The organism is Lentibacillus songyuanensis, from assembly GCF_039548255.1.
In the GTDB taxonomy this organism is placed as follows: domain Bacteria; phylum Bacillota; class Bacilli; order Bacillales; family Amphibacillaceae; genus Lentibacillus_C; species Lentibacillus_C songyuanensis.
In genome coordinates, this window is sequence record NZ_JBCLVH010000003.1 from 217,524 (window position 1) to 242,495 (window position 24,972).

The 24,972-nt window shown below is 40.9% G+C and carries 26 protein-coding genes; 10 read left to right on the plus strand and 16 right to left on the minus strand.

Annotated elements, in window-relative coordinates; translation table 11 throughout:
* Positions 1 to 188 precede the first annotated feature (188 nt).
* Positions 189 to 1,079, plus strand: coding sequence for an alpha/beta hydrolase (locus WMZ97_RS05075; RefSeq protein WP_343270986.1), 891 nt, complete (start codon positions 189 to 191; stop codon positions 1,077 to 1,079).
* A 72-nt stretch (positions 1,080 to 1,151) separates the two neighbouring features.
* On the opposite strand, the gene WMZ97_RS05080 is transcribed toward WMZ97_RS05075, so the two are convergent.
* Together WMZ97_RS05080 and WMZ97_RS05085 are read right to left on the minus strand one after the other, a co-directional pair.
* On the minus strand, positions 1,152 to 3,329 hold the full coding sequence (locus WMZ97_RS05080; RefSeq protein WP_343270987.1) for a DNA topoisomerase III: 2,178 nt from the start codon (positions 3,327 to 3,329) through the stop codon (positions 1,152 to 1,154).
* Between the two features lie 143 nt (positions 3,330 to 3,472).
* Positions 3,473 to 3,694 (minus strand): hypothetical protein, encoded by a 222-nt coding sequence (locus WMZ97_RS05085; RefSeq protein WP_343270988.1) that lies wholly within the window; start codon positions 3,692 to 3,694, stop codon positions 3,473 to 3,475.
* 368 nt (positions 3,695 to 4,062) lie between these two features.
* Here WMZ97_RS05085 and ytaF point away from each other — a divergent pair, with 368 nt between their 5' ends.
* Positions 4,063 to 4,686 (plus strand): sporulation membrane protein YtaF, encoded by a 624-nt coding sequence (gene ytaF, locus WMZ97_RS05090; protein WP_343270989.1) that lies wholly within the window; start codon positions 4,063 to 4,065, stop codon positions 4,684 to 4,686.
* A gap of 383 nt (positions 4,687 to 5,069) precedes the next feature.
* On the opposite strand, the gene WMZ97_RS05095 is transcribed toward ytaF, so the two are convergent.
* A complete protein-coding gene (locus WMZ97_RS05095; protein WP_343270990.1) occupies positions 5,070 to 5,309 on the minus strand; it encodes an indolepyruvate ferredoxin oxidoreductase subunit alpha in 240 nt (79 codons plus the stop codon).
* Positions 5,310 to 5,421: 112 nt separating this feature from the next.
* Positions 5,422 to 5,736 (minus strand): CHY zinc finger protein, encoded by a 315-nt coding sequence (locus WMZ97_RS05100; RefSeq protein ID WP_343270991.1) that lies wholly within the window; start codon positions 5,734 to 5,736, stop codon positions 5,422 to 5,424.
* A gap of 82 nt (positions 5,737 to 5,818) precedes the next feature.
* Between WMZ97_RS05100 and WMZ97_RS05105 the strand changes: the two genes are divergently transcribed.
* The 6 genes from WMZ97_RS05105 to WMZ97_RS05130 all read left to right on the plus strand — a co-directional run bounded on the left by WMZ97_RS05105 (position 5,819) and on the right by WMZ97_RS05130 (position 10,085).
* Entirely contained in the window at positions 5,819 to 6,016 is a 198-nt protein-coding gene (locus WMZ97_RS05105; protein ID WP_343270992.1) for a DUF2188 domain-containing protein, read from the plus strand.
* 225 nt (positions 6,017 to 6,241) lie between these two features.
* Positions 6,242 to 6,619 carry a GntR family transcriptional regulator gene (locus WMZ97_RS05110; RefSeq protein ID WP_343270993.1) on the plus strand — a complete coding sequence of 126 codons (378 nt, stop codon included), beginning with the start codon at positions 6,242 to 6,244 and terminating at the stop codon, positions 6,617 to 6,619.
* Between the two features lie 2 nt (positions 6,620 to 6,621).
* Positions 6,622 to 7,497, plus strand: a complete 876-nt coding sequence (locus tag WMZ97_RS05115) for an ABC transporter ATP-binding protein (RefSeq protein WP_343270994.1) — start codon at positions 6,622 to 6,624, stop codon at positions 7,495 to 7,497.
* Positions 7,475 to 8,107 carry an ABC-2 transporter permease gene (locus tag WMZ97_RS05120; protein ID WP_343270995.1) on the plus strand — a complete coding sequence of 211 codons (633 nt, stop codon included), beginning with the start codon at positions 7,475 to 7,477 and terminating at the stop codon, positions 8,105 to 8,107. The genes WMZ97_RS05115 and WMZ97_RS05120 overlap by 23 nt, the downstream gene beginning before the upstream one ends.
* 18 nt (positions 8,108 to 8,125) lie before the next feature.
* The gene (locus WMZ97_RS05125; RefSeq protein ID WP_343270996.1) at positions 8,126 to 8,791 is read left to right on the plus strand and encodes an ABC-2 transporter permease; all 666 of its coding nucleotides are present in this window, start codon (positions 8,126 to 8,128) and stop codon (positions 8,789 to 8,791) included.
* A 439-nt stretch (positions 8,792 to 9,230) separates the two neighbouring features.
* A complete protein-coding gene (locus tag WMZ97_RS05130; RefSeq protein ID WP_343270997.1) occupies positions 9,231 to 10,085 on the plus strand; it encodes a CvfB family protein in 855 nt (284 codons plus the stop codon).
* 414 nt (positions 10,086 to 10,499) lie between these two features.
* Here the strand turns inward: WMZ97_RS05130 and WMZ97_RS05135 are convergent, their stop codons facing one another.
* The 3 genes from WMZ97_RS05135 to WMZ97_RS05145 form a co-directional block, all read right to left on the minus strand.
* A complete protein-coding gene (locus WMZ97_RS05135; protein ID WP_343270998.1) occupies positions 10,500 to 12,059 on the minus strand; it encodes an FMN-binding glutamate synthase family protein in 1,560 nt (519 codons plus the stop codon).
* A gap of 88 nt (positions 12,060 to 12,147) precedes the next feature.
* Positions 12,148 to 12,348 (minus strand): YwbE family protein, encoded by a 201-nt coding sequence (locus tag WMZ97_RS05140; RefSeq protein ID WP_343270999.1) that lies wholly within the window; start codon positions 12,346 to 12,348, stop codon positions 12,148 to 12,150.
* A gap of 14 nt (positions 12,349 to 12,362) precedes the next feature.
* On the minus strand, positions 12,363 to 12,590 hold the full coding sequence (locus WMZ97_RS05145) for a DUF2164 domain-containing protein (RefSeq protein ID WP_343271000.1): 228 nt from the start codon (positions 12,588 to 12,590) through the stop codon (positions 12,363 to 12,365).
* Between the two features lie 354 nt (positions 12,591 to 12,944).
* Here WMZ97_RS05145 and WMZ97_RS05150 point away from each other — a divergent pair, with 354 nt between their 5' ends.
* Positions 12,945 to 14,642, plus strand: coding sequence for a M3 family oligoendopeptidase (locus tag WMZ97_RS05150; RefSeq protein WP_343271001.1), 1,698 nt, complete (start codon positions 12,945 to 12,947; stop codon positions 14,640 to 14,642).
* Positions 14,643 to 14,698: 56 nt separating this feature from the next.
* Here WMZ97_RS05150 and WMZ97_RS05155 read toward each other — a convergent pair whose 3' ends face one another.
* From WMZ97_RS05155 to WMZ97_RS05195, 9 genes are all read right to left on the minus strand, one after another.
* Positions 14,699 to 15,241 carry a glycerol-3-phosphate responsive antiterminator gene (locus tag WMZ97_RS05155; RefSeq protein ID WP_343271002.1) on the minus strand — a complete coding sequence of 181 codons (543 nt, stop codon included), beginning with the start codon at positions 15,239 to 15,241 and terminating at the stop codon, positions 14,699 to 14,701.
* A gap of 30 nt (positions 15,242 to 15,271) precedes the next feature.
* Complete coding sequence (glpK, locus tag WMZ97_RS05160) at positions 15,272 to 16,768, minus strand: glycerol kinase GlpK (RefSeq protein WP_343271003.1); 1,497 nt, start codon at positions 16,766 to 16,768, stop codon at positions 15,272 to 15,274.
* A gap of 15 nt (positions 16,769 to 16,783) precedes the next feature.
* Positions 16,784 to 17,632: an MIP/aquaporin family protein gene (locus WMZ97_RS05165; RefSeq protein ID WP_343271099.1), complete on the minus strand. Its 849-nt coding sequence runs from the start codon at positions 17,630 to 17,632 to the stop codon at positions 16,784 to 16,786.
* A gap of 1,154 nt (positions 17,633 to 18,786) precedes the next feature.
* Positions 18,787 to 20,004 (minus strand): formaldehyde dehydrogenase, glutathione-independent, encoded by a 1,218-nt coding sequence (gene fdhA, locus WMZ97_RS05170; protein WP_343271004.1) that lies wholly within the window; start codon positions 20,002 to 20,004, stop codon positions 18,787 to 18,789.
* Between the two features lie 163 nt (positions 20,005 to 20,167).
* Positions 20,168 to 21,121, minus strand: coding sequence for a dipeptidase (locus WMZ97_RS05175; RefSeq protein WP_343271005.1), 954 nt, complete (start codon positions 21,119 to 21,121; stop codon positions 20,168 to 20,170).
* A gap of 49 nt (positions 21,122 to 21,170) precedes the next feature.
* Positions 21,171 to 21,923, minus strand: coding sequence for an alpha/beta hydrolase (locus WMZ97_RS05180; protein WP_343271006.1), 753 nt, complete (start codon positions 21,921 to 21,923; stop codon positions 21,171 to 21,173).
* Positions 21,924 to 22,338: 415 nt separating this feature from the next.
* A complete protein-coding gene (locus WMZ97_RS05185) occupies positions 22,339 to 22,539 on the minus strand; it encodes an alpha/beta-type small acid-soluble spore protein (protein ID WP_343271007.1) in 201 nt (66 codons plus the stop codon).
* A gap of 148 nt (positions 22,540 to 22,687) precedes the next feature.
* Complete coding sequence (locus WMZ97_RS05190; protein ID WP_343271008.1) at positions 22,688 to 23,641, minus strand: threonine ammonia-lyase; 954 nt, start codon at positions 23,639 to 23,641, stop codon at positions 22,688 to 22,690.
* Positions 23,642 to 23,865: 224 nt separating this feature from the next.
* A complete protein-coding gene (locus WMZ97_RS05195; RefSeq protein ID WP_343271009.1) occupies positions 23,866 to 24,324 on the minus strand; it encodes a hypothetical protein in 459 nt (152 codons plus the stop codon).
* 144 nt (positions 24,325 to 24,468) lie between these two features.
* Between WMZ97_RS05195 and WMZ97_RS05200 the strand changes: the two genes are divergently transcribed.
* Positions 24,469 to 24,789: a hypothetical protein gene (locus WMZ97_RS05200; protein WP_343271010.1), complete on the plus strand. Its 321-nt coding sequence runs from the start codon at positions 24,469 to 24,471 to the stop codon at positions 24,787 to 24,789.
* The last annotated feature ends 183 nt before the right edge of the window (positions 24,790 to 24,972 follow it).

The following is a 24,972-nucleotide window of genomic DNA, read 5'->3' on the forward strand; positions in this document are numbered from 1 at the left end:
ACAAATTTATTATTATCTTTTGAGTATGTTGAACAAAAACACATCATTAATCCTTTGCAGAATTTTAGTAAGCTTTAACCAGCCCCTCCAATAATGGTTTACCCTTTATAATTTCTTAAAATCGTAATATAATACACAGATGAACAAATAGGATTTGACCTTTTATCCTAAAAACAGGAGTGAATAAATTGAAATCTACGTTTATATATAAGAACATGGGCAATTGTTCGATCAAAGGTGATTTTTACCCAGTTGAAGGGAAGAAGAAGCCTTTGGTTGTTTATATTCATGGCGGCGGGCTAATTTGGGGAGATAGAAGTGAAATCCTTGATGAACAGGTCCGGCTTTATCACGATGCTGGATTTAACGTTTGCTCGATTGATTACCGATTGGCACCAGAGACAAAATTACCGCAAATTGCCGAGGATATTCAGGACGCACTTGTTTGGTTAAAGGACAAAGGGAATGAAGAATACGACTTTGATTCGGAGCGGATCGCCGTAGTCGGGACTTCTGCTGGCGGTTATCTCGCCTTATTGTCCGGCACGTTTGATGTAAAGCCCAAAGCGATTGTTTCTTTCTATGGGTATGGGAATATTTTGGCAAGTTGGTATACGAGACCATCTGCACATTTTACCAAGATGACCAAAGTTCCGGAAATGCTAGCACGCCAATTAATCCAAAAAAAGGCCATTTCTGAGGCACCAATTGAACGACGTTACGCCATTTATTTATATTGCCGGCAACAAGGGAAATGGAATGATTATGTATCCGGATTAAATCCAATACTTGCGGCTGACAAATTACGCGACTATTGTCCAATCGAGAATATCACTGCCAACTATCCGGCAACAATGCTTTTACATGGTGATACGGACAAGGATGTTCCTTATGAGGAATCCCTAAAGATGAGTGATGCTTTAGCAAATGCAGGGATAAAACAGCAATTGATCACTATTCCGGGTGGCGAGCATCAATTTGATCGAGAAATGCAAAAACCGGTCGTTGCTGATGCTTTTAAAGAGGTGATTGATTTTTTGCAGGAAACGTTGCAAAAAACGGGGACAACTACTAAATAAGCATTAGAAAAAAGTGGAGAAAGAATTTGTATATCATTCTTTCTCCACTTTTTACGCAATGAAACATCCGTTTTACTTTTTCAGCTTTGCCAGCTGTTCGGCAAGTGCATTATTTTTAAATCCGTCATCTTGTTTTTTCAAATACTTATTGACATCTTTTTTGGATACTTGATTCTTTTTCTCACGCTGCTTGCGTTCGTTAAAGGTTGACAGTTTTTCACGATGCCCACATTTACAAATGAACATCTGCCCTTCCCCTTCACCACGTAACTCCAGCCGTTTGTGGCAATTCGGACAGCGTGCATTGGTAAATTTGGCGATATTCTTTTTACCACCACAGGACCGATCCTGACAAACAAGCATACGGCCATGTTTGTTTTTAATCTCCATCATTAGCTTGCCGCATTTCGGGCATTTGGTTCCAGTCATATTATCATGCTTGAATGTGGCATCACTTGCTTTTATCTCGTGGACAACCTCTTTTGCATAATCTTTCATTTCCGTAATAAAACGATCTTTTTTTAGCTTGCCATCCGCAATCGCACCAAGTTTTTGCTCCCATTCTGCAGTTAAAGCTGGTGAGCGTAATTTTTCCGGTACCAGGTCAAGCAGCTGCCGGCCTTTGGAAGTGATAAAAATATGCTTGCCTTTCATTTCCATGTATTGACCGTTAAATAACTTTTCAATAATATCAGCACGGGTTGCCACGGTTCCAAGGCCGCCCGTTTTATTGATAGTACCTGCCAAATGCCGTTCATCCTGTGCCATGTAACGCACCGGATTTTCCATGGCCTGCAGTAACCCGCCTTCCGTAAACCGTTCTGGCGGTTTTGTTTCCCCGCTCGTCATGGTTACACGCAAATTGGAAAATGTATCACCTTTTTCAACTGCAGGTAACCGTTGATCATCCGCATCGTCGCCTTGATCAACAGCATTATTCCGATTGTAAATTTCCTTCCATCCCTGCTTCTTGACGATTTTTCCCTTAGCGATGAATTGTTCTTTGCTAATTTCTGCGATGATCGTCGTTTGTTCATATTCGTAGGCATCAGATAACACTGCCAAGAAACGCTTGACGACTAAATCATAAATTTTCCGCTCCTGATCACCAAGTTCCGCCAGCATAACTGGCTGCTCCGTTGGAATAATCGCATGATGGTCGGAAACCTTGCTATTGTCCACTACTGATTTCGGTAATTTTAAGTCATGTTTTAATACCTTACTTGCAAAACGCGCGTACTGGTCAACACCACATGCCTTCACCCGGTCCTTTAATGTTGGCACAATATCTGTGGTAATGACCCGGGAATCAGTCCTAGGGTAGGTTAACACTTTATGTTGTTCATACAATTTTTGCATTAGCGACAGTGTTTGTTTTCCAGAAAAATTAAAGATACGGTTGGCATCGCGCTGCAGTTCTGTTAGATCGTATAACTGCGGGGCGTGCTTCTTTTTAAATGATTTATCCACATCAACAACAGTTGCGGGTTTATTTTTGACTGCTTCCAACAACCGATCTGCTTTTTCTTTGGAAAAGGTTCGGCTATTGTTTTTGGCATCCCGCCAGACTAGCTTAAAACCTTTTTGTGTTTTTGCCTCTATTCCATAAAACGTCTCCGGTTTAAACGCCTTAATCTCTTTTTCTCTAGCATCAATCATCGCAAGTGTCGGTGTCTGAACGCGACCGCTTGATAATTGGGCGTTAAATTTGGTAGTTAGTGCACGCGTGGCATTCAGTCCTACATACCAATCTGCCTCTGACCGGGCAACTGCCGATGCATACAAGTTCTCAAATTTACTGCCAGGTTTTAAGTTTTTAAACCCGTCGCGGATCGCTTTGTCGGTAACTGAAGAAATCCATAAACGCTTAACCGGCTTTTTCACGCGCGCTTTTTCAATAATCCAGCGGGCGACAAGTTCCCCTTCCCGACCCGCATCAGTTGCGATGACCACTTCTTTGACGTCATTTCGATTTAGCTGTGTTTTCACCGTACTAAATTGTTTGCCAGTTTTTTTCATGACGACCAGCTTTAAATGGTTTGGAAGCATTGGTAAATCATCAAGCTTCCACGTTTTATATTTATCATCATAAACTTCTGGATCGGCCAAGGTAACCAAATGGCCAAGGGCCCAGGTCACAATATAATTTGCGCCTTCCAGAAAGCCATTACCTTTTTTTGTACACTTCAGTACGCGGGCAATATCTCTGCCGACAGACGGTTTCTCCGCTAATACAACCGTTTTACTCATATGAAAAATCCTCTCTATGAAAATCTCTATGGCTATTTTAGCATGAATTGGAGTGAAAGTCGGGTAGGATTACTTAAAAGTGTGCTTTGGACATTTTTGGATGTTAAGTAGCACAGAAAAAGACCCTTTAAAAGAGTCTTCCGTTATATCGTATCTAATTTTTTCTTTGTAAAATAAGCAATCGCCATTGAAACTGGAGGTACGAAAGGGACAACAACGTTCCAGTTTATAAGGTAGAATAGTGGTGTTATAAAAACGATTCCACCCAAAAACATCGCCATAACAGATTTTTTCTTAAACCCATATAAAAACAATAATACTCCTATTGCTAAAAATATGACAAAAAGGATATACAGCCAATTCATCCAATTACCTCCGACTTATTAGGAAATGAAGTCTATATACATATTATACATCAATTAGTTTTATACAAACAACAAATGTTACAAACACTCAAATTTCTTCATCCTGCCATCCATAACTGACCATCCGATTGCTCGTTCCTTTCATTCCTTCTGTTTAATTAATGTCATTGTTTCCTTGTGACAAGGTAACAAACACGCTGAAAACTCTCGCCTTATGAATATTCGTATATTCATCATAGGCTTTATCCTGGCTTAATACATGGATTGAAAATAAAATCAACAGTTGAAAATGAACACCCCTCAAGCATCACAACTACAGCGGTTTTCCATACAATATTTTAGAACGAAATAAAGGATTTGATAAAACTATGCTCTTCTATACAGGGTTATTCTTCTTGGTTATCGCCGTTAGTCTGGATGGTTTTGGCGTTGGCATTGCATATGGCATGCGCCGAATACGGATACCACTTCCTGCTTTACTCATTATCATGCTTTGTTCCGGGATAATTGTACTAATATCGATGACCATCGGCAGCGTACTAACCGCTTTTATCTCAGCAAAAGCAGCTAAAATCATCGGAGGTATGATATTGGTTGTGATCGGCTTATTTTGTTTATGGAATGTCACAAGATCAAAACCGGAAGAAACAAATGATCAAATAGAAGACAAGGAATCACAGTTATCCCAATTTAGATCCGTACTAAAAGAACCACAGCAAGCGGATCTGGATCAATCGGGAATGATTTCCAATAAAGAGGCTTTTTTACTTGGATTCGCCCTTGCCCTTGATGCATTTGGCGCAGGTTTAAGCGCTGCAATGGTTGGCTATTCTCCATTTTTAACGGCAGGGCTAATTGCCTTCATGAGTGGATTACTAGTATATTGTGGAACAAATGTCGGTATATTTCTGTCCAATAATCGATGGGTAAAAAAGTTAACACTAGTCCCGCCTTTTTTGCTGATTTCACTAGGTATTTACAATATGTTATGAACTTTAAAATGCCGGACAGGGATAAAATTCCTCCCGTCCGGCAACCCAGGCTTTATAATATCGAGATAATCCAGCCGATCACCACAATCGCACCAATAATCATTAAAATGGTTCGTAACATGCTTCCACCCTTCCTTCGGTGTATACGTGTTAATACCCGCCCTTTGGAAAAAACAAACCATGGATGCGCACCACCACTCATGTATATTGGTGAGACAGGCGTAATTATGCGTTATCTTTGGCATTTTTTATTCTTTCTTGCTTTTACCTTCCTATTGCTTCAGTCATTTTTCATGAGAGCAGGAACTCTAAAAAAACACCTTTAAGAATTACATCTCTTAAAGGCGTTTTTAATGGTAGCCATCATATGTACTTGATGACATTTAACGGTCGTGGAAAAAATTCTCCGCCTTCTCCAAATAAACTTCCTGTTCTGCTGTCAGATCATATTCTTCCTCAATTGCACTAACCGGGCAAACTGCCTTACATGCCGCACAATCAATACAAACATCCGGATCAATGTAAAACTGATCTGGGCCTTCCTCTATACAATCAACAGGGCAAACGCTAACACATTCTGCTGCTTTTTCGCTGCCACATGGTTCTAATATTACAAATGCCACTTGCTTTATCCCTCCCCGTTTGAAATTACGATTCATGTTTCATTTAATACTATTTCGTGTGGTCTTTTCAAGTGTTTCGCTTGGTTTAGTGAAGGTTCCTGCCACTTCTCGATTAAATTTCAAAGTATAGATGTTGATGGAGTGAACAGCCTGGATTGAAATTAGCTCCACATTCAGGGCATTTCGCACCGCAAGTTTTATAGGTTTGAATGGAAAGTTCTGTGCCACAAGCCCCGCAAAGTACAGCTGGTTGATCAAAGTCCGAACCAGGCCACACGTTCGTATGACCGCAGCCATTTTTCTCGTGACATCTATAGCAGGAAAAGTATTCGCCACAGCAGTAAAATTTTATCGCAATCCGATCATTTTCCCCATGGTAATGACAACATCGTGTTTCTGCGTCAATTGCTCCATATACGTGACGCATTATACCCCCCCCTATCTTCATAGTTTTATTATACCAGTCCCAGGGAACAGAATACTAACGACGAAAACAAGGAGTGTTGCAAATGAATAAATATAGTGTCGCACCAAATAAGGACGTTACCGCTTGGTATGTTAAGTTAGAAGATGTAGCACCAACGAATGAATATGTTGCTAAAGATGATGCGATTGAAAAAGCAGAACAAATGGCCAAGGAAAATAAACCTAGTAAAGTAATTATCCTGGACAAAAATCATGAAGTAGCTGAAGAAAGAACATTTTAATGAAATCCGGTGTGGGAATTTCCCGTGCCGGATTTTTCATGCTTGTTTAGATGGGTATAGTAGTTTCTCTTTTATCATTTGACGTGTTGACCGTGCATAGTTCTTACCTGCGAATATCTGCATTCAGTTTGGCATCCTTTTTTATAACTCCTTGACAATCACTATGTTAATGAGTATATTATATATAATGTATATATACATTATATATAATATTGAGGGATGCTAATGAACATTCTTATTTCTACGACAAGCAAAGAACCTTTGTTTCAACAGATCAAAGAACAAATTAAGCAGGAAATTTTCTCCGGACAATTAGCAGAAGGTGACGCCCTCCCTTCCATGCGTGTGCTAGCCAAAGATCTCAAGGTTAGTGTCATCACAACAAAACGGGCATATGAGGACCTGGAACAAGAAGGTTATCTAATCTCAGCGGTAGGGAAAGGGACATTTGTTGCCGGTCAGCAGCCTCATGTTTTAAAAGAATGGCAGGTTCGTGAGTTGGAAAACGAACTGGAAAAGGTTGTTCGAGAGGCAAAACGGTTAGGTCTTTCAAAGGCCGATGTAATTGAATTACTCGAAATTTATTACGAAGAGGATGTGTAAACATGAATATCGTTGAAATGAAAGGAGTTACCAAAAAACGTAAAGATTTTACCATTGAAAATATGAATCTTACCATACCACAGGGGTATATAACCGGATTTATCGGCCCAAATGGCAGCGGAAAAACAACAACCATCCAAATGATGATGGACATTTTACAAATCGATGAGGGCTCCATTCAACTATTTGGCACATCCCATCATGATCACCATGTCAAACAAAAAATCGGTTTTGTTTATGATGAACTGTACATGTATGAGGAATTTACCATCAAAAAGATGAAATCCATTATCGCACCTTTATATAAAGGCTGGAACGAGACGTTATTTCAAACATACATAGCTAAATTCGCCTTACCTTTTCAAAAAAAGTTGAAGCATTTCTCAAAAGGAATGAAGATGAAGTGCTCCCTGTTATTTGCCCTTGCACATGAACCGGAGTTTATCGTGATGGATGAACCTACAGCGGGGCTGGATCCGATTTTTCGCCGCGAACTGTTGCATCTGCTTCAAGAAATAATGATCCAGGAAAAACAGACAATACTTTTATCAACCCATATCACCAATGATTTGGACCGGATTGCTGACCATATTATATTTATCAACGAAGGAAAAATTCGTTTGCAGACATCAATGGAGGAAGTGCGTGAAAACTATTACATTCTCAAAGGGAAAACGAGCCTGCTTGATGATGATATTCGCAATATCTTCGTCGGCCTTGAAGAGACAACGACAGGCTTTCAAGCATTGTTTCAGGGCGATCCGTCCATTTTTGACCCGTTTGAACAAGATATCATGATGGAACAGGCAACATTGGAAGACATCATGTACTATATGACGCGAAAGGAGCGCGAACATGGTACACATGCTGAAGTGTGATCTAGCGTTGAATCGCGGTTTTATTGAATTTGTAATCTTTTTTATCCCGATTATTTATCTACTGAATTTGGAACCTATATATATGTACAGCGGACTTATGATGGGAATTTGCTTCAACACATTTTACAGTAATGCCAAAGATAAGGCCAATCGATTTATCGTCAGTCTTCCCATTAGTAAATTCGTCATCGTGTCAAGCAGATATATATTTTTCTTGAGCGTAATCGCCGGTTGTGTTATCTACCAAGGCTTGATCGACATCCTCATCCATGAGTGGCTTCCCTCTTTACAGATGAAGCCATTAACCATCATGTCTATTGGATGGATATTTATCATTATTAGTATTGCGACTGCCATTGCCCTACCCATTTATTACATGTGCCGCTCCTTTATGATGGCAACAGTAATCATATTTAGCGTATTACTGATCGTGGCCTTTAGTTTGGGAATGCTTTCGGCAGCCGTTAATGATGTGGCAACCTTTTTTTCAGCTCTCAACAATATGGTTAGCTACCCCTGGATGCTTATCTCTATACTAATAACCTTGGTTTGCACGGTTTTGTCATTCCAACTATCACTTTGGATCTTCAGACGAAGCGATCAGATTTAAATGAAAGGACGTATATCCATGCTTACTTTAGTAAAACGGGATTTTTTTATAAACAGCTGGCTTTCCTATGGCGGGATTGCTCTAATACTTATCATTTCCTATCTCATTTTGATACCACCTATCTTCATGTTTGCTATCATTTTTATGACATTGCTGATCACCCTATTTTATGAGGATGATAAAAACAAGGTCAATCGATTTTTGATCAGCTTGCCAGTAGCAAAAACACAAATAGCACAAAGCCGGTATATGTTTTTAGCTTGTTTGGCAATCGTGCTCCTGTCATTCCAATGGGTATTCATGCTGGTTTCAAAGCCCATAGCATCGATTGCTGATCCGTATTATATATACGATTGGCGCGATTTCACTGTCATCTTATGTATTGGACTACTGATGATAGCCATTTGTTTGCCAATTTTTTATATGATCCCTTCTTTTTTGTTGGGTGCTGGCATCAATGTACTACTATTTGTAATCGGCACCATTCTCATTCTAACACCACTTACTACGGTGTTAGGGATGACAGATACGATTTATTTCAATGAATTGGATCAAGGGTTTGTTTTGTTAGCAGAAAAATATATACCTCGATCACCCTATTTCGTTTTAATCATAAGCTCCTGCACGCTTTATTATATCTCGATAAAAGTCACCGATTGGGTAATAACAAAAAGAAATTCATGAAAAAACCTTGACATTAAATTAAAAACATGAGATTATTATTTATCTATGAAGTAACAATAAGTAATTCTGGCATTCTACGTAATGTTTTTGAAAATGCTTATTCTCACTGGCGCGACTAAGGGGTCGCAAGGATGTCAGAGCAGGTAGGGCTGACATTGCTTAAGTTAGAAAACACCCAGTGGAACAAAGACCGCGGTATAGAGTGAATTCTTGGTCTAAACGAAGATTTCTCACGACGTAAACAAAGTATAAATGAATAAAGGTGTTCAAACGAAAATATTGAATATCTCCGACTACAAGAATTCCCACCCGAATAGTTAACAGATTCGGGCAAAATAAAAAATGTAAATCTTATGTGTTACTTTAGTAATCAAAGGGGTACCTTAATATGAGGGTACCCCTTTTCCAATACATATTTAATTGAAAGTAGGTTTTACTTATGAACATGTTACCAATTGGCACGATTCAGACAATGACTGTCCTGCGCAAAATTGATACCGGATATGTGTTAACCAAGGATGCAAACGAGGCACTCCTGCATCATAACGAAACAGAGCAGGAACTGGAAGCGGATCAGACAATTGACGTCTTTTTATATCAGGATAAAAAAGGACAAATCGTTGCGACCACCCAGTTACCTACTGTTCAAATGGATGCCTATGATTGGGCTGAGGTTGTTGAAGTCATCCCCCGTTTAGGGGCCTTTGTCAATATCGGCATTGCGAAAGAAATCCTCGTTTCCATGGATGATCTGCCATTAATGGAAGATGTGTGGCCTGTACCAGGTGACAAGTTGTATGTCACGTTGGGAAAAGATCGAAAAGGCCGGTTGCTGGCAATACCAGCAACAGAGGGCGTGTTTGCAAAAATTTGGGGATGGGCACCCGAAGAGTTGCTTAATAAGCCAATTAGCGGCCGCGTATACCTAACAAGCAAAGAAGGAACGGTGATCATCACTGACGATGATTATCGTGGGTTCATCCATCATACCGAGCGGAAACAAGAGCCACGTCTTGGTGAATGGGTCACCGGACGGGTGATCGAAGTAAAAGCTGATGGCACCCTAAATGTTTCCCTACGACCACTTAAACGGGACAGCATGAGTGAAGATGCTGTACAAATTCTAACGCATTTACAGGAAAATGGCGGTTTCATTCCATTTAGTGATAAAAGTGATCCGGAGGATATCAGGGGTACCTTCCAGATCAGTAAGGCTGCATTCAAACGCGCACTGGGCAGGCTGATGAAAGAAGGAAAAGTTGAACAACGGGATGGGAATACCTTTTTAAAATAGGACAAGAACAAGCAATGCTGTACAACACAATGCTTAATACATGATGAATGAACTTTTATTATCTTTCACCAAGGAAAAAATAACATAAAATAACGTTGCTACGGTAATGATGCCAAAGCAAAGCAATGTAAGGGGTTCACTGTTACTTTTGTCCAAATAAAAGACAAAGGATAAGATTAACGATAAAACAATAATGGCGTCCAATACAACCAAAATTTATATTTTTTGTACTGATGAAGCATACCATCCCCATCCTTTCTAAAATTTCATTTCGAACATAACTTACGCTAACCCTAACATTAATTTTGATAATTTTAAAGATATTGAATGGTGATCTCATTGCAGACAAATGCTATTAATAGCAAAAAAATTGAGTGCGTTTTCCGTAAACACACTCGATTTTTTCTTATAAGTTCACCATGGCTGAATTTTCCCTTGCTCATCTTTATACACAACATGTTCCTTGGAAAATTTCAAAGGGGAATCAAGTCCAGCCGCAGCGGCAATTCGAAATAGCCCTTTTCTTAAGGTAATCACGTAATTTGCGGTGCGCCATTTCTTTTCATCGATGACCAATGCCTTTTGCAATTCAGGGTCGGTGGTAGCTACCCCAACCGGACAAACATTGGATTGACATTTTAATGTTTGAATACAGCCGACTGTTATCATAAACCCACGCGCCACATTAACTAAATCCGCGCCCATCGCCAATGCAATCGCTACTCGATCGGGAGAAAATAATTTACCTGAGGCGATGAGTTTCACCCGATCGCGAACCTCATGTTTCTCTAATGCTGCCTGTACAAGTGGAAGTGCGGCTTTAATTGGCAGACCTACACTATCCGTTAATTCTTGATATGATGCCCCTGTCCCGCCTTCCCCGCCATCAATCGTAATAAAATCGGGGCTTTTCCCTAATTCTTTGATTTGTTTAGCTAATTCATCCGCTTCATCTGGGCTCCCAATGACGATCTTCATGCCAACCGGTTTCCCCGTATGTTCCCGGATTCGCTCAATAAAGTGAAACAACGAAGGAATATCACTGTATTCGGTAAAACGGTTCGGACTATCAACGGATTTAAACGGCTCTACTCGGCGGATCCGGGCAATCTCTTCAGTTACCTTCTCCCCATCAATATGACCACCGCGAGTTTTGGCGCCCTGGGCTAGCTTCAATTCAAACGCTTTAATCTGTGGAATTTTGCTCTTTTCTAGCAATTCATCCCAATCAAAGCTACCATCCGCTTCCCTTACACCAAATAAACCGGGCCCGATTTGCATAATAATATCAACACCACCCTTTAAGTGGTAATCCGATAAGCCACCTTCCCCTGTATTCATCCACGTTCCTTTGGCGATTCCCAATCCTTCCGACAACGCGGTAATTGCCTTATGGCCGAGTGCACCATAGCTCATTGCTGACATGCCAATTTGCCCCCTGACCACAAAAGGATGACGTAAATTTTCGCCAATCACGATGGCATCTTTTTTAGGAAGCAGGTATGCTAGGGACTCATTCTCCTCCAGTTTTTCTTTTCTTTCTGTAAACAGCGGATCCTTCACCAATAAATAGCGCTGGGTTGTCACCTTTGTTTCCCGATCCATATTCACTTCTTCTGTGAGTTTTGGGAACAGTGAATTTCGCATAAAAAAACCTGCTGCATCAAAATCGCGCTGAGAACCAAATCCAATCACATCTCGCTTATACTTTGCCGTCTTGACGATATGTTGATAGTCTCGCCGTGAAAAAGGTTTGCCTTCATTATCATTATTAAAAAAATACTGACGCAATTCCGGGCCAATTTTTTCAAAAAAGTATCGTACCCGTCCAATGACAGGATAATTTCGCAACACCGGGTGCTGCTTTTGTGTCCGATCAACGAAAAACAAGTAACAACCAATAACGATCAACACTAATAGAACGAGCACAACCGCTACAAATCCAATAATTGTCATGATGTTGGCTACATTCATCCTAATAACCTACCTTTACATATACTTATAAAGTTAGGTTGCATCACTTTAAACCATTATATCCATCTGTCCGTTGAAAAACCTTTAATTATGAATCAATCAATGCCACACGTCCAACCTGTCCATCCTCCAACCGAACTTTAATCCCGTGTGGATGATACTCGGAATTAGTTAGTATACTTTTTACCACACCATTCGTCGTCTTACCGGTACGCTGGTCTTGTTTTAAAACAATGGCAACCACTGATCCCGAGTGAATATTTTTCCGGTATCTTCCATCAATTGACATAGCTAGTCTCCTTCCTACTTTTGTATTTCAAACAAATCATCTAATTTTTCTGCCATATAGGTATGACAGTCTTCTACCGCAATATTATAGAAGTGCGGCGCTAATTTCTCTGTAAAAAACTCCAGTAATAACATAGCCGCTAAATCACCAATTTCTTCATCGCGTTCCTTAATAAAATAGTCTTTGATCAAGCCGGTCATTTCCTCTTTTTGTTGCTTCGTCAAGTCAAATTTCGCATTCATTTGCGGTGTCTCCTTTTTCATTTAATACTTCTTAGCCTATTATAGCAATCCTCATCTTTTGTGCCTAATAGAGGCTGTTCAAAAAGTCCGGTAAAAATGACACATCGAATTTCTTCGTTGGCTTGTTTCTCCGCTCCTTGGAAAAGAAAACCACTTTTCCGGCGTGCGATGCGGATTCAAAGAAGCATTTACTTGTGCTCATGTATCTATTTGCATACATTCCGCTGCTCGAAACTACGCCGCCTCGAACTTCTCGGTCCTTTTTATCACGCACTAATAGGGTTTACGAAATGAGCAGGATTCTTCCGATTATTCGTCGAAATAATAATATATAGGATAAATAGGAGGTAAACGATGCAGACTTTTGAAAACTATACATATGAACGCCCCGATTTAAAAAAAGAGAAGGCCTTATTTTCCAAATTACTTCATGAATTTAAGGAAGCAGCTTCGGTTGAGGAAGCGACAAAGGCAATTAGGGAAATCAATGCCTTTCGTGACAAGTTATCAACACTATTTAATTTAGTATACATCCGCGCCTCGATTGATACGAATGATGAATTCTATCAACGGGAACGCGACTTCTTTGACGAGGTTGAGCCGGAAATCAGGGCGCTGGATACAGATTTTTATAAGGAATTAGTACAGTCGGCCTTTCGTGAGGAGTTGGAAAACCAGTGGGGCTCCCAACTTTTTAACATTGCGGATTGCGAGATGAAGGCTTTTTCCCCGAAGATTATTCCGTTATTACAAAAGGAAAATAAATTAACATCCGAATACTCTAAATTAGTGGCCTCAGCCCAAGTCGAGCTTGACGGGAAAACATATACACTGGCACAGCTTGGCCCATTTACCCAAAACAAAGACCGATCCGTTCGCAAAAAAGCAGCCGAAGCAAGCGCCAACTTTTTTGCTGATAACAATGAGCGTTTCGATACCATTTATGATCAGCTTGTCAAGGTACGTCATGAGATTGCCACCACACTAGGCTACGAAAACTTTGTGGATGTCGGTTATTTGCGGATGCAGCGAATCGATTATGATCAGGAAATGGTCAAGGTATTCCGCAAGCAAGTGCGTGAGTCGGTCGTTCCATTAGTTAGCAAGCTTTATGATAAACAAGCCGAACGAATCGGTATTGATGCCTTAAAATTTTATGACGAATCCTTTGAGTTTCAAAATGGCAATGCCGAACCAAAAGGATCTCCAGACTGGATTATCGATAATGGCAAGAAAATGTATGCAGATTTATCTGATGAAACAAATGAATTTTTTAATTTTATGCTTGACCACCATTTAATGGATCTGCTAGCTAAAAAAGGAAAAGAAGCAGGAGGATACTGTACATTCATCGAAGATTACCAATCGCCGTTCATTTTTGCGAATTTCAATGGGACGTCCGGTGATATTGATGTACTTACCCATGAAGCTGGTCACGCATTTCAATTTTATTCCAGCCGAAACATTGGGATCCCGGAATATTTAATCCCAACGTCCGAAGCAGCAGAAATTCATTCCATGAGCATGGAGTTCTTTACCTGGCCATGGATGGAACTATTTTTCAAAGAGGATACGGATAAATATAAATATTCCCATCTTGCTGGCGGGTTGGAATTTCTTCCTTATGGTGTTGCTGTTGATGAATTTCAACATCTCGTTTATGAAAATCCGGAATGGACACCAACACAGCGTAAGCAAGCTTGGCATGAATTGGAGAAGACCTACCTTCCCCACCGCGACTATGCCGGGAACAGTTATTTAGAAGCTGGCGGCTTTTGGCAGCGCCAAGGACATATTTATGAGGATCCATTTTACTATATCGACTATACGCTTGCACAAATTTGTGCCTTCCAGTTTTGGAAACGTTCGCGAGAGAATCATGAAGAAGCATGGGCTGATTATTTGTGCCTTTGTAAATTAGGTGGATCGAAATCGTTCCTTGGACTTGTCGAGGCTGCAAATTTACAATCACCATTTCATGAAGGCTGTGTGGAATCGGTTGTTGACACAATTGACAATTGGCTGGAATCAGTGGATGCTCAAGCATTGTAAAATGTTGTACACAAAAAGGAAAAGCTACTCGAAAAAATAATCGGGTAGCTTTTCATTTACACGCTCCATAATTCGCTATCTGAAGTGGTGATAGCTTTAGCACCTGCACGATAGGCACTGCTTACATCTTCATTCGTACGTATCAGGCCCCCGGCAATCACCGGGATCCCTGTCCGTTCGTAAATTTCCGTAATGAGAGCCGGAATAATTCCTGGCATAATTTCAATATAATCCGGTTTCACCCGATTAATAATTTGAATCGTATTTTCAAGTGCGTGTGAATCGACAGCAAATATTCGCTGAACAGCTAGTAGATGATGCTGTTTGGCCATTGAAATGACATTTCCCCTAGTTGAAATAATTCCATCAGGCTTCATTTCCCGCAGAATAAATTCAATTCCATAATCATCGGTTTTTAATCCTTGAATCAAATCAGCGTGTACCAATACTTTTTTATTGCTTCGCCGGGAATAATCAACAAGTGACTTAATTTGCGAAAGTCGTGTTTCCAAAAAAATGATATAGTCATGTTCACTGGACAGCAGTTTCTCAAAATCTTTCATTTCTCTAACAGCGGGTAGTATTCCATTTAGTTCCATGATTATGCTCACCTCGTGTAAGTCGTGGTGCTATTTAAACTGTCTGGTTGCATGTACTGCTTTTTTCCATCCATCATAAAGGTTATTGCGCTTTTCTTCATCCATTTTATTCGTAAACGTTTTGTCGTTTTGCCATTGATTGGCAATTTCTTCTTTGCTCTTCCAAAATCCGACAGCCAGACCGGCTAAATATGCAGCACCTAAAGCGGTTGTCTCCTGCACCACCGGCCGTTCTACCGGCACACCTAGCATATCACTTTGGAACTGCATTAAGAAATTATTTTTCACTGCTCCACCATCCACACGCAAGCCTTTCAAATCGATGCCTGAATCAGCAATCATCGCATCCAATACATCTTTCGTCTGGTATGCTAACGATTCAAGTGTTGCCCGAATGAAGTGGGCCTTGGTCGTACCGCGAGTCAAGCCAAACACAGCTCCCCGTGCATCACTATCCCAATATGGTGTTCCCAAGCCAACAAAAGCGGGAACCATATAAACACCATCGGTCGACTCAACGGTTGTTGCGAAATCTTCACTGTCTGGGGCACTTTCAATTACCTTCAACCCGTCACGCAGCCACTGAATCGCCGAGCCAGCAACGAAAATGCTTCCTTCCAGTGCATATTCTACCTTACCATCAACGCCCCATGCTAATGTAGTTAACAAGCCATTTTCCGACTGTACGCCTTTATCACCGGTATTCATTAACATAAAACAGCCTGTTCCATACGTGTTTTTCGCCATCCCTTTTTCAAAACACGCTTGGCCGAATAGCGCTGCCTGTTGGTCGCCAGCGATACCAGCAATCGGTACCTCGTGTCCAAAGAAATGATAATCAACCGTATGAGCATACACTTCAGAAGATTGACGCACATCTGGGAGCATACTTTTTGGAACCGTTAGAGTTTCCAATAGCTCCTCATCCCACTTCAAATCATAAATATTAAACATTAAGGTTCTGCCAGCATTAGAATAATCGGTAATATGTGTCTTTCCTCCCGATAACTTATAAACCAGCCATGTGTCCATCGTGCCGAATAATAAGTCGCCATTTTCTGCTTTTTCTCTTGCGCCGTCAACATGATCAAGAATCCACTTTACTTTTGTCCCAGAAAAATAAGGATCAATCAACAACCCTGTTTTATCGCGAAATGTATCGTTATATCCGGCTTCACGTAGTTCTTTGCAAATATCCTCCGTTTGCCGAGACTGCCAAACAATTGCCTTGTAAATTGGTTTTCCAGTGTTTTTGTCCCAAACAACTGCAGTCTCCCGCTGATTGGTAATCCCAATACCGGCAATTTGCCCTGGTTCCACATCGGCTTTTCGTAATACTTCGGCCATACAAGCTAATACCGAGTTCCAAATTTCATTGGCATCATGCTCAACCCAGCCAGGATGTGAGAAAAATTGCTCGAATTCTTTTTGTGCTGTTTCCACTATCGCCCCACTATGATCAAATAAAATAGCTCGAGAACTTGTTGTTCCTTGGTCCAAAGATAAAATATACTGTTTCGCACACATGATAATTCCTCCCTATTAATTCTTTATATTTTCTCCTGTCTTGTTCGTTGCCTTACCTTTATTTAATTCGTTAGCCGCTGCCCCAATCAAGATAACAAGAACAACAACGCTTCCTACCCAAAATAATACCGAAAAGTTGCTTAAAAAGATAGCGTTATAAAAAACAGCACCATAGACCCCGCCAATAATAGGTCCAACCACGGGAATCCAAGCATATTTCCAATCCGATCCACCTTTTCCCGGAATCGGTAAAATGGCATGAGCAATTCGCGGGCCCAGATCACGTGCGGGATTAATCGCATACCCCGTTGTGCCCCCCAGTGAAACCCCAATCGCTAAAATCAACGATCCAACAATTAATGGGTTCAATCCTTCCGTAATCTCATTGGCACCAATAAACATTAACCCCATAACAAGGACAAATGTACCAATAATCTCACTTACCAGGTTGGAGAAAAAACTACGAATAGCAGGATCAGTCGAAAACACACCCAGTTTTGCCGCTTGATCTTCGGTTTCCTTCCAATGTGGCAAATAGTTCAAGAATACAATACAGGCACCAATGATCGCCCCAATCATTTGCGCGCTAATATACATCGGTACTTTCGCCCATGGAAATTCACCTGCAGCAGCAAATCCTAATGTCACTGCAGGGTTTATGTGTGCGCCGGTAAAATTGCCAACAGCGTAGACACCCATTGTGACAGCAAGACCCCATCCGACCGTAACAACTATCCAGTCTGAACCCTCTGCTTTAGAACCCTTCAGTACCACGCCTCCAACGACACCGCCCCCAAGGATAATCAGAATCATTGTACCAATAAGTTCAGCTAAAAATTCCGTCATATTTTCCCACCCCTTTATCTGCTTTTTCTTTCATGTTGTAAATCACAAGGAAATGAATGCAAAACAAAGAGACCCACACTTCAATAGACATACCTTTCCCAACAAAGGTGCTATTGAAATGTGGGTCTCCAAATCTCCACCACTTCATTAACTTGTTAGGATAAGTATACCCTATGTTGTAATCGCTGTCAAAGACAATATTATTTTGATCAGGGTCTGCACTTGGTACTACACACTCATTGATCTGTTGATATTTATGCCACTTTCATACCATTTATACATATATACTCCCTATTATTTGGAATTGGCATTCGAGTTTGCTCCATAGTTAAGAGACTGTTGTTATCTTCTTATTCCCTAATACTCAACGCTTAATCCAGAAATTGGTTGATTTTTTTATATCTTTAAGATACATTTCAAAGAAAAAGGAGGTTGGGACATAACAAAGACGTTGCGCACGAAAGATGAACGATTATAAGATGGGAAGTTTAGAATATTATTTTTTGGGCTGAAGTGTAATGCGTAATTGATGGAAAATGCGATGAAGTGACAATTCCTACATGACACCTTGTTCATTCTACTGGAAGATGAGGAATGAGGGACCGAATGCGGGGAAAAAACTCTGGTTCGGTCACTCACTGGCAGGTTGAGCGACCGAATGAAGAAAATAAACCCTCGTTTGGTCACTCATCGACCGAAATCGGGGTTTGCCCTTCGCTCACTCGGACTAGTGCAGCTGCTTCCGGATAACCCGTTTAGCGAAAGAACCACTGATATTTGCAAATTCTGTACCAGCGAAGGGAAAATACGGAGAATCCTGTGTAAAAGCGAAGACGCAAAGACCCCACAGGGAGCGGTCTTTGCGAGCGAGGAGGCTTAGCGCGAGCCCACTAAAAAGCGTAGTGTTTTCCCGTAGCGGTCGGAAAGAACCAAACATAATTTCAATTTACGTCACAATCTAGATATAATCAGTTTCCTATACTTATTACTTAAAAATCTTTATCCATATCGAGATACATCCTTGTTAAAGTTTATACGTTCCTAAGTGTAAAAAGAACAACTCGAACGAATATACGTTTTAATTAAAGAAACGTGTATCTGTTCGGATTTCTCTACAATTAAAACACTCTTGTCCCAGCCTTCTTTTTTCTTTACTTTATTAGACAAACAAATTAGCTCCGTACCAAACCATGTGGGTCGATAACAAATTTCTTCGATACCCCACCATCAAACGCCCTATAACCCGCCGGTGCCTCATCAAGTGAAATCAATGTAGCATTTACCGCTTTGGCAATTTGGGCTTTTCCACTTAAAATAGCCTTCATAAGGTCGCGATGGTATTTCATTACTGGTGTCTGCCCAGTCACAAATGTATGTGCCTTGGCCCAGCCTAATCCAAGTCTGATTTTTAGAGTTCCTTCTTTCGCATCCACTTCTGATGCACCAGGGTCACCTGTTACATAAAGACCTGGGATGCCTAGTCTTCCACCAGCACGTGTAATATCCATCGCTGTATTAAGTACAGTTGCCGGAGCCTCACCTGCTTCTTCCCCATGACCACTTGCTTCAAAGCCAACCGCATCTATTGCACAATCTACTTCAGGCACCCCAAGAATTTGTTCGATTTGTTCTCCTACATTCGTATGTTTGCGTAAATTTATGGTTTCACATCCGAAGCTTCTTGCTTGTTGCAGTCGCTCCTCAATCATGTCCCCAACAATGACAACTGACGCACCGAGCAACTGGGCCGAATGAGCCGCTGCTAAACCAACCGGGCCGGCGCCGGCAACATATACGGTCGAGCCTGTTTTCACCCCTGCACTTACCGCACCATGATACCCAGTCGGGAAAATGTCAGAAAGCATGGTTAAATCGAGAATCTTTTCCATAGCTTGGTCTTTATCAGGAAATTTTAATAACTGAAAATCAGCATATGGCACCATGCAATACTCTGATTGACCACCAACCCAGCCACCCATATCTACATACCCATATGCTGAACCCGGACGATCAGGATTTACATTTTCACAAATGTGGGTGTCCTGTCTCCGGCAGCTCGGACAGCGGCCACATGCGATATTAAATGGGACCGAAACCAAGTCACCTTTTTTGATAAATTCCACGTCACTGCCAATCTCAATAACTTCTCCGGTAATCTCATGTCCCAACACCAAGCCACTTGGTGCCGTTGTTCTGCCTCGAACCATATGCTGGTCGCTGCCGCAAATATTGGTTGTAACCACCTTAATAATCACCCCATGGTTACATTTCCTGCCAACATTTAACGGATTAACCCCTGGGCCATCATGCAACATTAAATCAGGAAAGTCGATATCCCGGATCTCCACTTCTCCAGGTCTCACATAGGTTACTCCACGGTTTCCTGCCATTTAACCACTCCCTTTATGATTGCTGTACAAATTGTACGTACTAGCATTCTATGTTTGGGAATAGGAATAAATGCTCAAAAGAGATGAAAGCGACATTATAGTATAAACATCAAGCCAAGAGTATGAACATCAAATTAAACATCGGACCTAGAATGGTCAATTTTTAAAGGGTTGGGAGGTGATCTAAAAAATTTTGATAACAAAACCCTTTCACTTCATCCTCTGAATAATGCTTTTGCAGCTCATTGATTAAATTCGGATATTTCGCCGCATTTTCCAGATCATGAACATAATGGTTAATACCATCAAAGTCTGAACCAAAGCCGATTTGCTTCACACCGCCAAGTCCACATAAATGATCAATATGTCTTAGTAGATCGGAAATGTTTGCACAATCTTCATCCCCGGATAAAAATAGCGGATGAAAGACAACATGAATCAAACCATTCTTGGCAAACAATTGCTTAATCTGGTCATCATATAGATTGCGTGGATGATCACAAAGCGCTCGTACATTGGAATGACTGGCAAATGGATAATTGGCATGCTCCAAAATATCCCAGAAGCCGTTGATGGTAGCGTGGGAGACATCGGTGAATATATGGTGTTGATTATTGAGGCTGACAACTTCTTTCCCTAACAGCGTTAGCCCTCCACCGCGTGGTTCTCCTGCACCGTCAGCACATAGATTGGCATTATTCCAGGTTAGACCAATGGATAACACACCAAGCTGGTACAAGTGTCGCAATTTAACCAGATCATTACCAAACGCATCCGCACCCTCTAATGTCAGCACAGCCCCCATCTCGCCATCCTGCAGATGATTCAAGCCCGTCCATTCGGTAATATGTTTTATTTCTGGGTGTTTTCCCACTATTTCCGTATAAAACAAATCGATTTGTTCCAATGCGTGCTGCCATTTTTCGTCGGATGGCACTTCAGGATGAATAAAGATAGCAAAAAATTGGACACGTACCCCGCCCTGTTTTAACCTGATTAGATTGCTATCCAATTGATCAGAATCCCGAAATCGGGCTGGTTTTTGACCAAACATTTCTCCTCTTTTTGCCATTTGCAGTTTTAATAATACGTCGCAATGTGTGTCAATGATGTTCATTTCCAAGACTCCCTCGTTTGGTTCATTTACTGCTATTTAATTCCAATTTTTATAGAAGCGAACGGATAAATGCAATACTTTTTTCTGCAATTAACTCCTTATCATGATCCAACGTTGCAACATGATAACTATTTTCCAACAGTGTAATCGTACGGTTTTCCGATGTTATAGACTCATATATTTCCCGCGAATTCTCTGGAGGCACCACATGGTCTTCTACTGATGAAAAAATAAGTGCAGGTGCTGTTATTTTGCCCAAATCATCCCTGACTAGTTCTGCTAAACGAATCAGTTCACCCATAGATTTCACTGGGGTTTTCGAGTATGCCAGTTCTTGTACACCAGCTTGCTTAATATCTGATCCTATACCATCCACAAAACGTGTATCGGTTGGCGAGAGATCCTGGTAATTCTTGATTAGCTCTGGCATCTCAATTGCTGCATTGATTGGCACAATCCCTTTTATTTCCGGATACTTTTCGGCTAAGTATAAGGTTAATGTGCCACCCATCGATAATCCAGCCACAAAGACATTGGAGCAGGTTACCTGTAATTTCTCCAGCCCATCTTCTACTGTTTGGATCCAATCTTGATAGCTCGCTTGCTCCATATCCTCCGGTTGAGTTCCATGTCCGGTTAATCGTGGTCCAAACACCGTGAACCCAGTATCCGCGAGTTGTTTACCAAGATAATACATACTTTGCGCGGAACCAGTAAACCCATGAATGACCAATACACCTGTATCATTTCCCGGAAAATAAAATTCCTCTGCTTCTTTCATGACTTGAAACGATTCAGACATTATATCCCTTCTCCTTTAGCAAAATTCTGACATCAACAGTTTAACATGAAATTAATTTTTATCCCACTCTTAACGGACAGTAAGAGTCCCACTTCAGGATGTTGAGGTGAAATCAAAAAAAGATAAGTAGCAGTCAACCGATTCTGTTCTCAGCCTGCACGATGCAGGTCACAAAGGCGTTGCAACTCAAATGCCTGAGAACTTAGCCTTTGTTCCTCTATTAAGTGGAGGAGGAACGGCAGGTTAAAAGCGTCACGTCCTTATGCCTTCGCCTACACTAGCACGTTCTGAGCGTCTGAACCCCCTACTTAATGAAGTTTCTCTTTATGCGTATTCACACTTTCCCAGCTAAAGCAAAGGAGGGCACAGATTAGCGTGCCCTCTTTTGCTATGCAGACTGGTTTAACAGTAATTACTACTGTTTGCCATTTTGCATATTTTGTTCGGCGATTTGAATCATTCGTTTGACCATTTCGCCACCCACCGATCCGTTTTCACGTGCAGTGGTGTCCGCTCCAGGCTCGACACCCATTTCATTTGCAATTTCTTCCTTCATGTTTTCCATTGCATCTTTTGCACCAGGCACTAACAATTGATTACGATTGTTGTCGGCCACACTGATCACTCCTTGTGGGATTTAGGAACAGAAGCATCTCTGTCCATTTTGTATCATTTGTTGCCACAGCCTATTTATGTCTGTTAAAAGTTGGTCGGTCAGTTATCTGAAACGGCTGACAGGCTTTTCAGATGTTCTATCTCCGCATTCAATCTTCCGGAAAAATATCAGCTAATTTACGCACATCTGCATTTCCACCTGAAAGTACACATACCACCTTTTTGTCTCTAACACCCAGTTTATCAAACATGGCCGCTGCGACAGATACCGCACTTGAAGGCTCAATTAGTTGCTTCATACGTTCCAAGACAAAGAATAATGCCTGACGAATTTCTTGTTCACTAACTAATACGAGATCATCCACATATTTTTGCACAATCGGAAACGTCATATCTCCTGGCTGGATGGTGCGGAGCCCATCAGCAAGTGTTTGCGTACCAGCAATTGCAGTGATTTCCCCTTGTTCCAATGATTGATAGGTATCATTGGCGATTGCTGGTTCCACGCCAATGACCCTTACCTGTGGCTTTGTTTCCTTGACTGCTGTTAAAATGCCGGAGATCAACCCGCCACCACCAACCGGAACAACTATCGTGTCCACATCTGCCAATTGTTCTAGTATTTCCAATCCAACCGTTCCTTGACCGGCAATAATCAACGGATCGTCATATGGCGGAATAAATACGCCATTTTTCTCCTGTGCTAATTCTTTGGCTCTCGGGATGCGTTCTGCTGAAGTGAACCCACACTTTTCAATTGTTCCATGATAAGACTCGATTGCATGAAGTTTGCTAGCCGTAGCATCTTCGGGAACAACAATTGTCGCATCTATGCCCAACACATTAGCAATATAGGCAACCGCTTGCCCGTGGTTTCCAGATGATGCAGCCGTAACAAATGTAGCGCCTTCTTGTGCCGCTTGTTTCACCTTGTTCGTCGCTCCTCTAATTTTAAATGCGCCTGTTTTCTGCAGGTGCTCTCCTTTTAGAAATATATTGTTTCCACATATGGATGAAAGCTGTTTGGATGTAAGTAGTGGTGTTGTATGAATGATGTCAGCAATTTGTTCTCGTGCCTGATGGATATCTCGAATATGTACCATAAAAATGTGTCCCCCTTGCGCAGCTATTTATTACATTTAGTGTAGTCGAATTAGTCATGAATAATCAATCTATTTTAATCCGTTTGGGATCTTGTAATATACTCGGGGCTATTGAAAAGATTTTAAATTGGAAAAACCACTTTCAAATTTTATCGTTATTCACTTTATCAGCGGTTTCACAACTTTTATCAGCGGTTCGCTTTTTCAGTGGTCTCAAAACATATTCACCTATCACCATAATCCCACAGAATCATCCATTCATCTTTCACCATGGTAGTGTATACATCCTGTACAATGTCAAAGTTTCCAAACTTCCCTTTAAATGTCTGCGTTACTGTTACTTTATATGCGTTATGAACAGGTTCGGCACCTTTCTCAAGTGTCCATTCCTTTACTTTTTCCGGTTCTCCCAACGTATAAGAAAAAGTTTTTACCCCAAAGTCATTCATAAACACATGTGGTCGCATTTGTAAATAATTCACCTTATCGATCTTTCCCTTCATTTGTGGATGAAACATTGACCATGATTGCGAAAAAGCACCATCCTGTTCATATGTATAAAACGTATCAACCGCAGCTTTGGCCATATCCTCTGCTGACTTATGAAAATAAAAGTACCCAACAACTGCACTAGCAATCGCCATCAGCAGCAGGATTATGATCCCTATCATCCGACCTTTCATGCCTATTCATCTCCCCCATCAAGCTTCTTCTATATTTTTATTCATTTGCCAGGATAAATAGTAGAAGGTTTGAGTGCAAAAAGTGTCGGAAAGCATCTTCCCAGGTGATACATTTTCCGGTATACTAAATGAGGAGGTAAGAAAATGGAACAATCAACTATTATTCAAGAAATCAAAAAAGCACTGGAACTGCATTCCAAACAAATGAATAAAAGAATCGATGGAATGGAAACACAAATGAATAAACGGATGGATGGAATGGAGAATCGAATGAATAAACGGATGGATGAAATGGAAACACGGTTTGATAAGTTGGAAACTCGAATGGACAATCGCTTTGACCAGCTTGATGTAAAAATGCGCAGTACACGAATCGAGCTTTCAGAGACACAGGAAACAGTCGACTTTTTGGCTAGCAAGAACGCGCAACATGAGAAAAAACTTCGAAATGTCTCCAATCAGTAACCTTCCTTTAACTTTATAGGTATTTTCCAAAATGTAACGTAAGCCACTATTTCACTAGCAAAGAAAATGGTGGCTTATTTTTATTTCTTTCGGTCTAAGCCCTTACCCATCATCATTTAACAATTTTCTAACAAATATGAAATCAAATTGTAAGATTAACTTTCATGAAAAACGGTTATACCT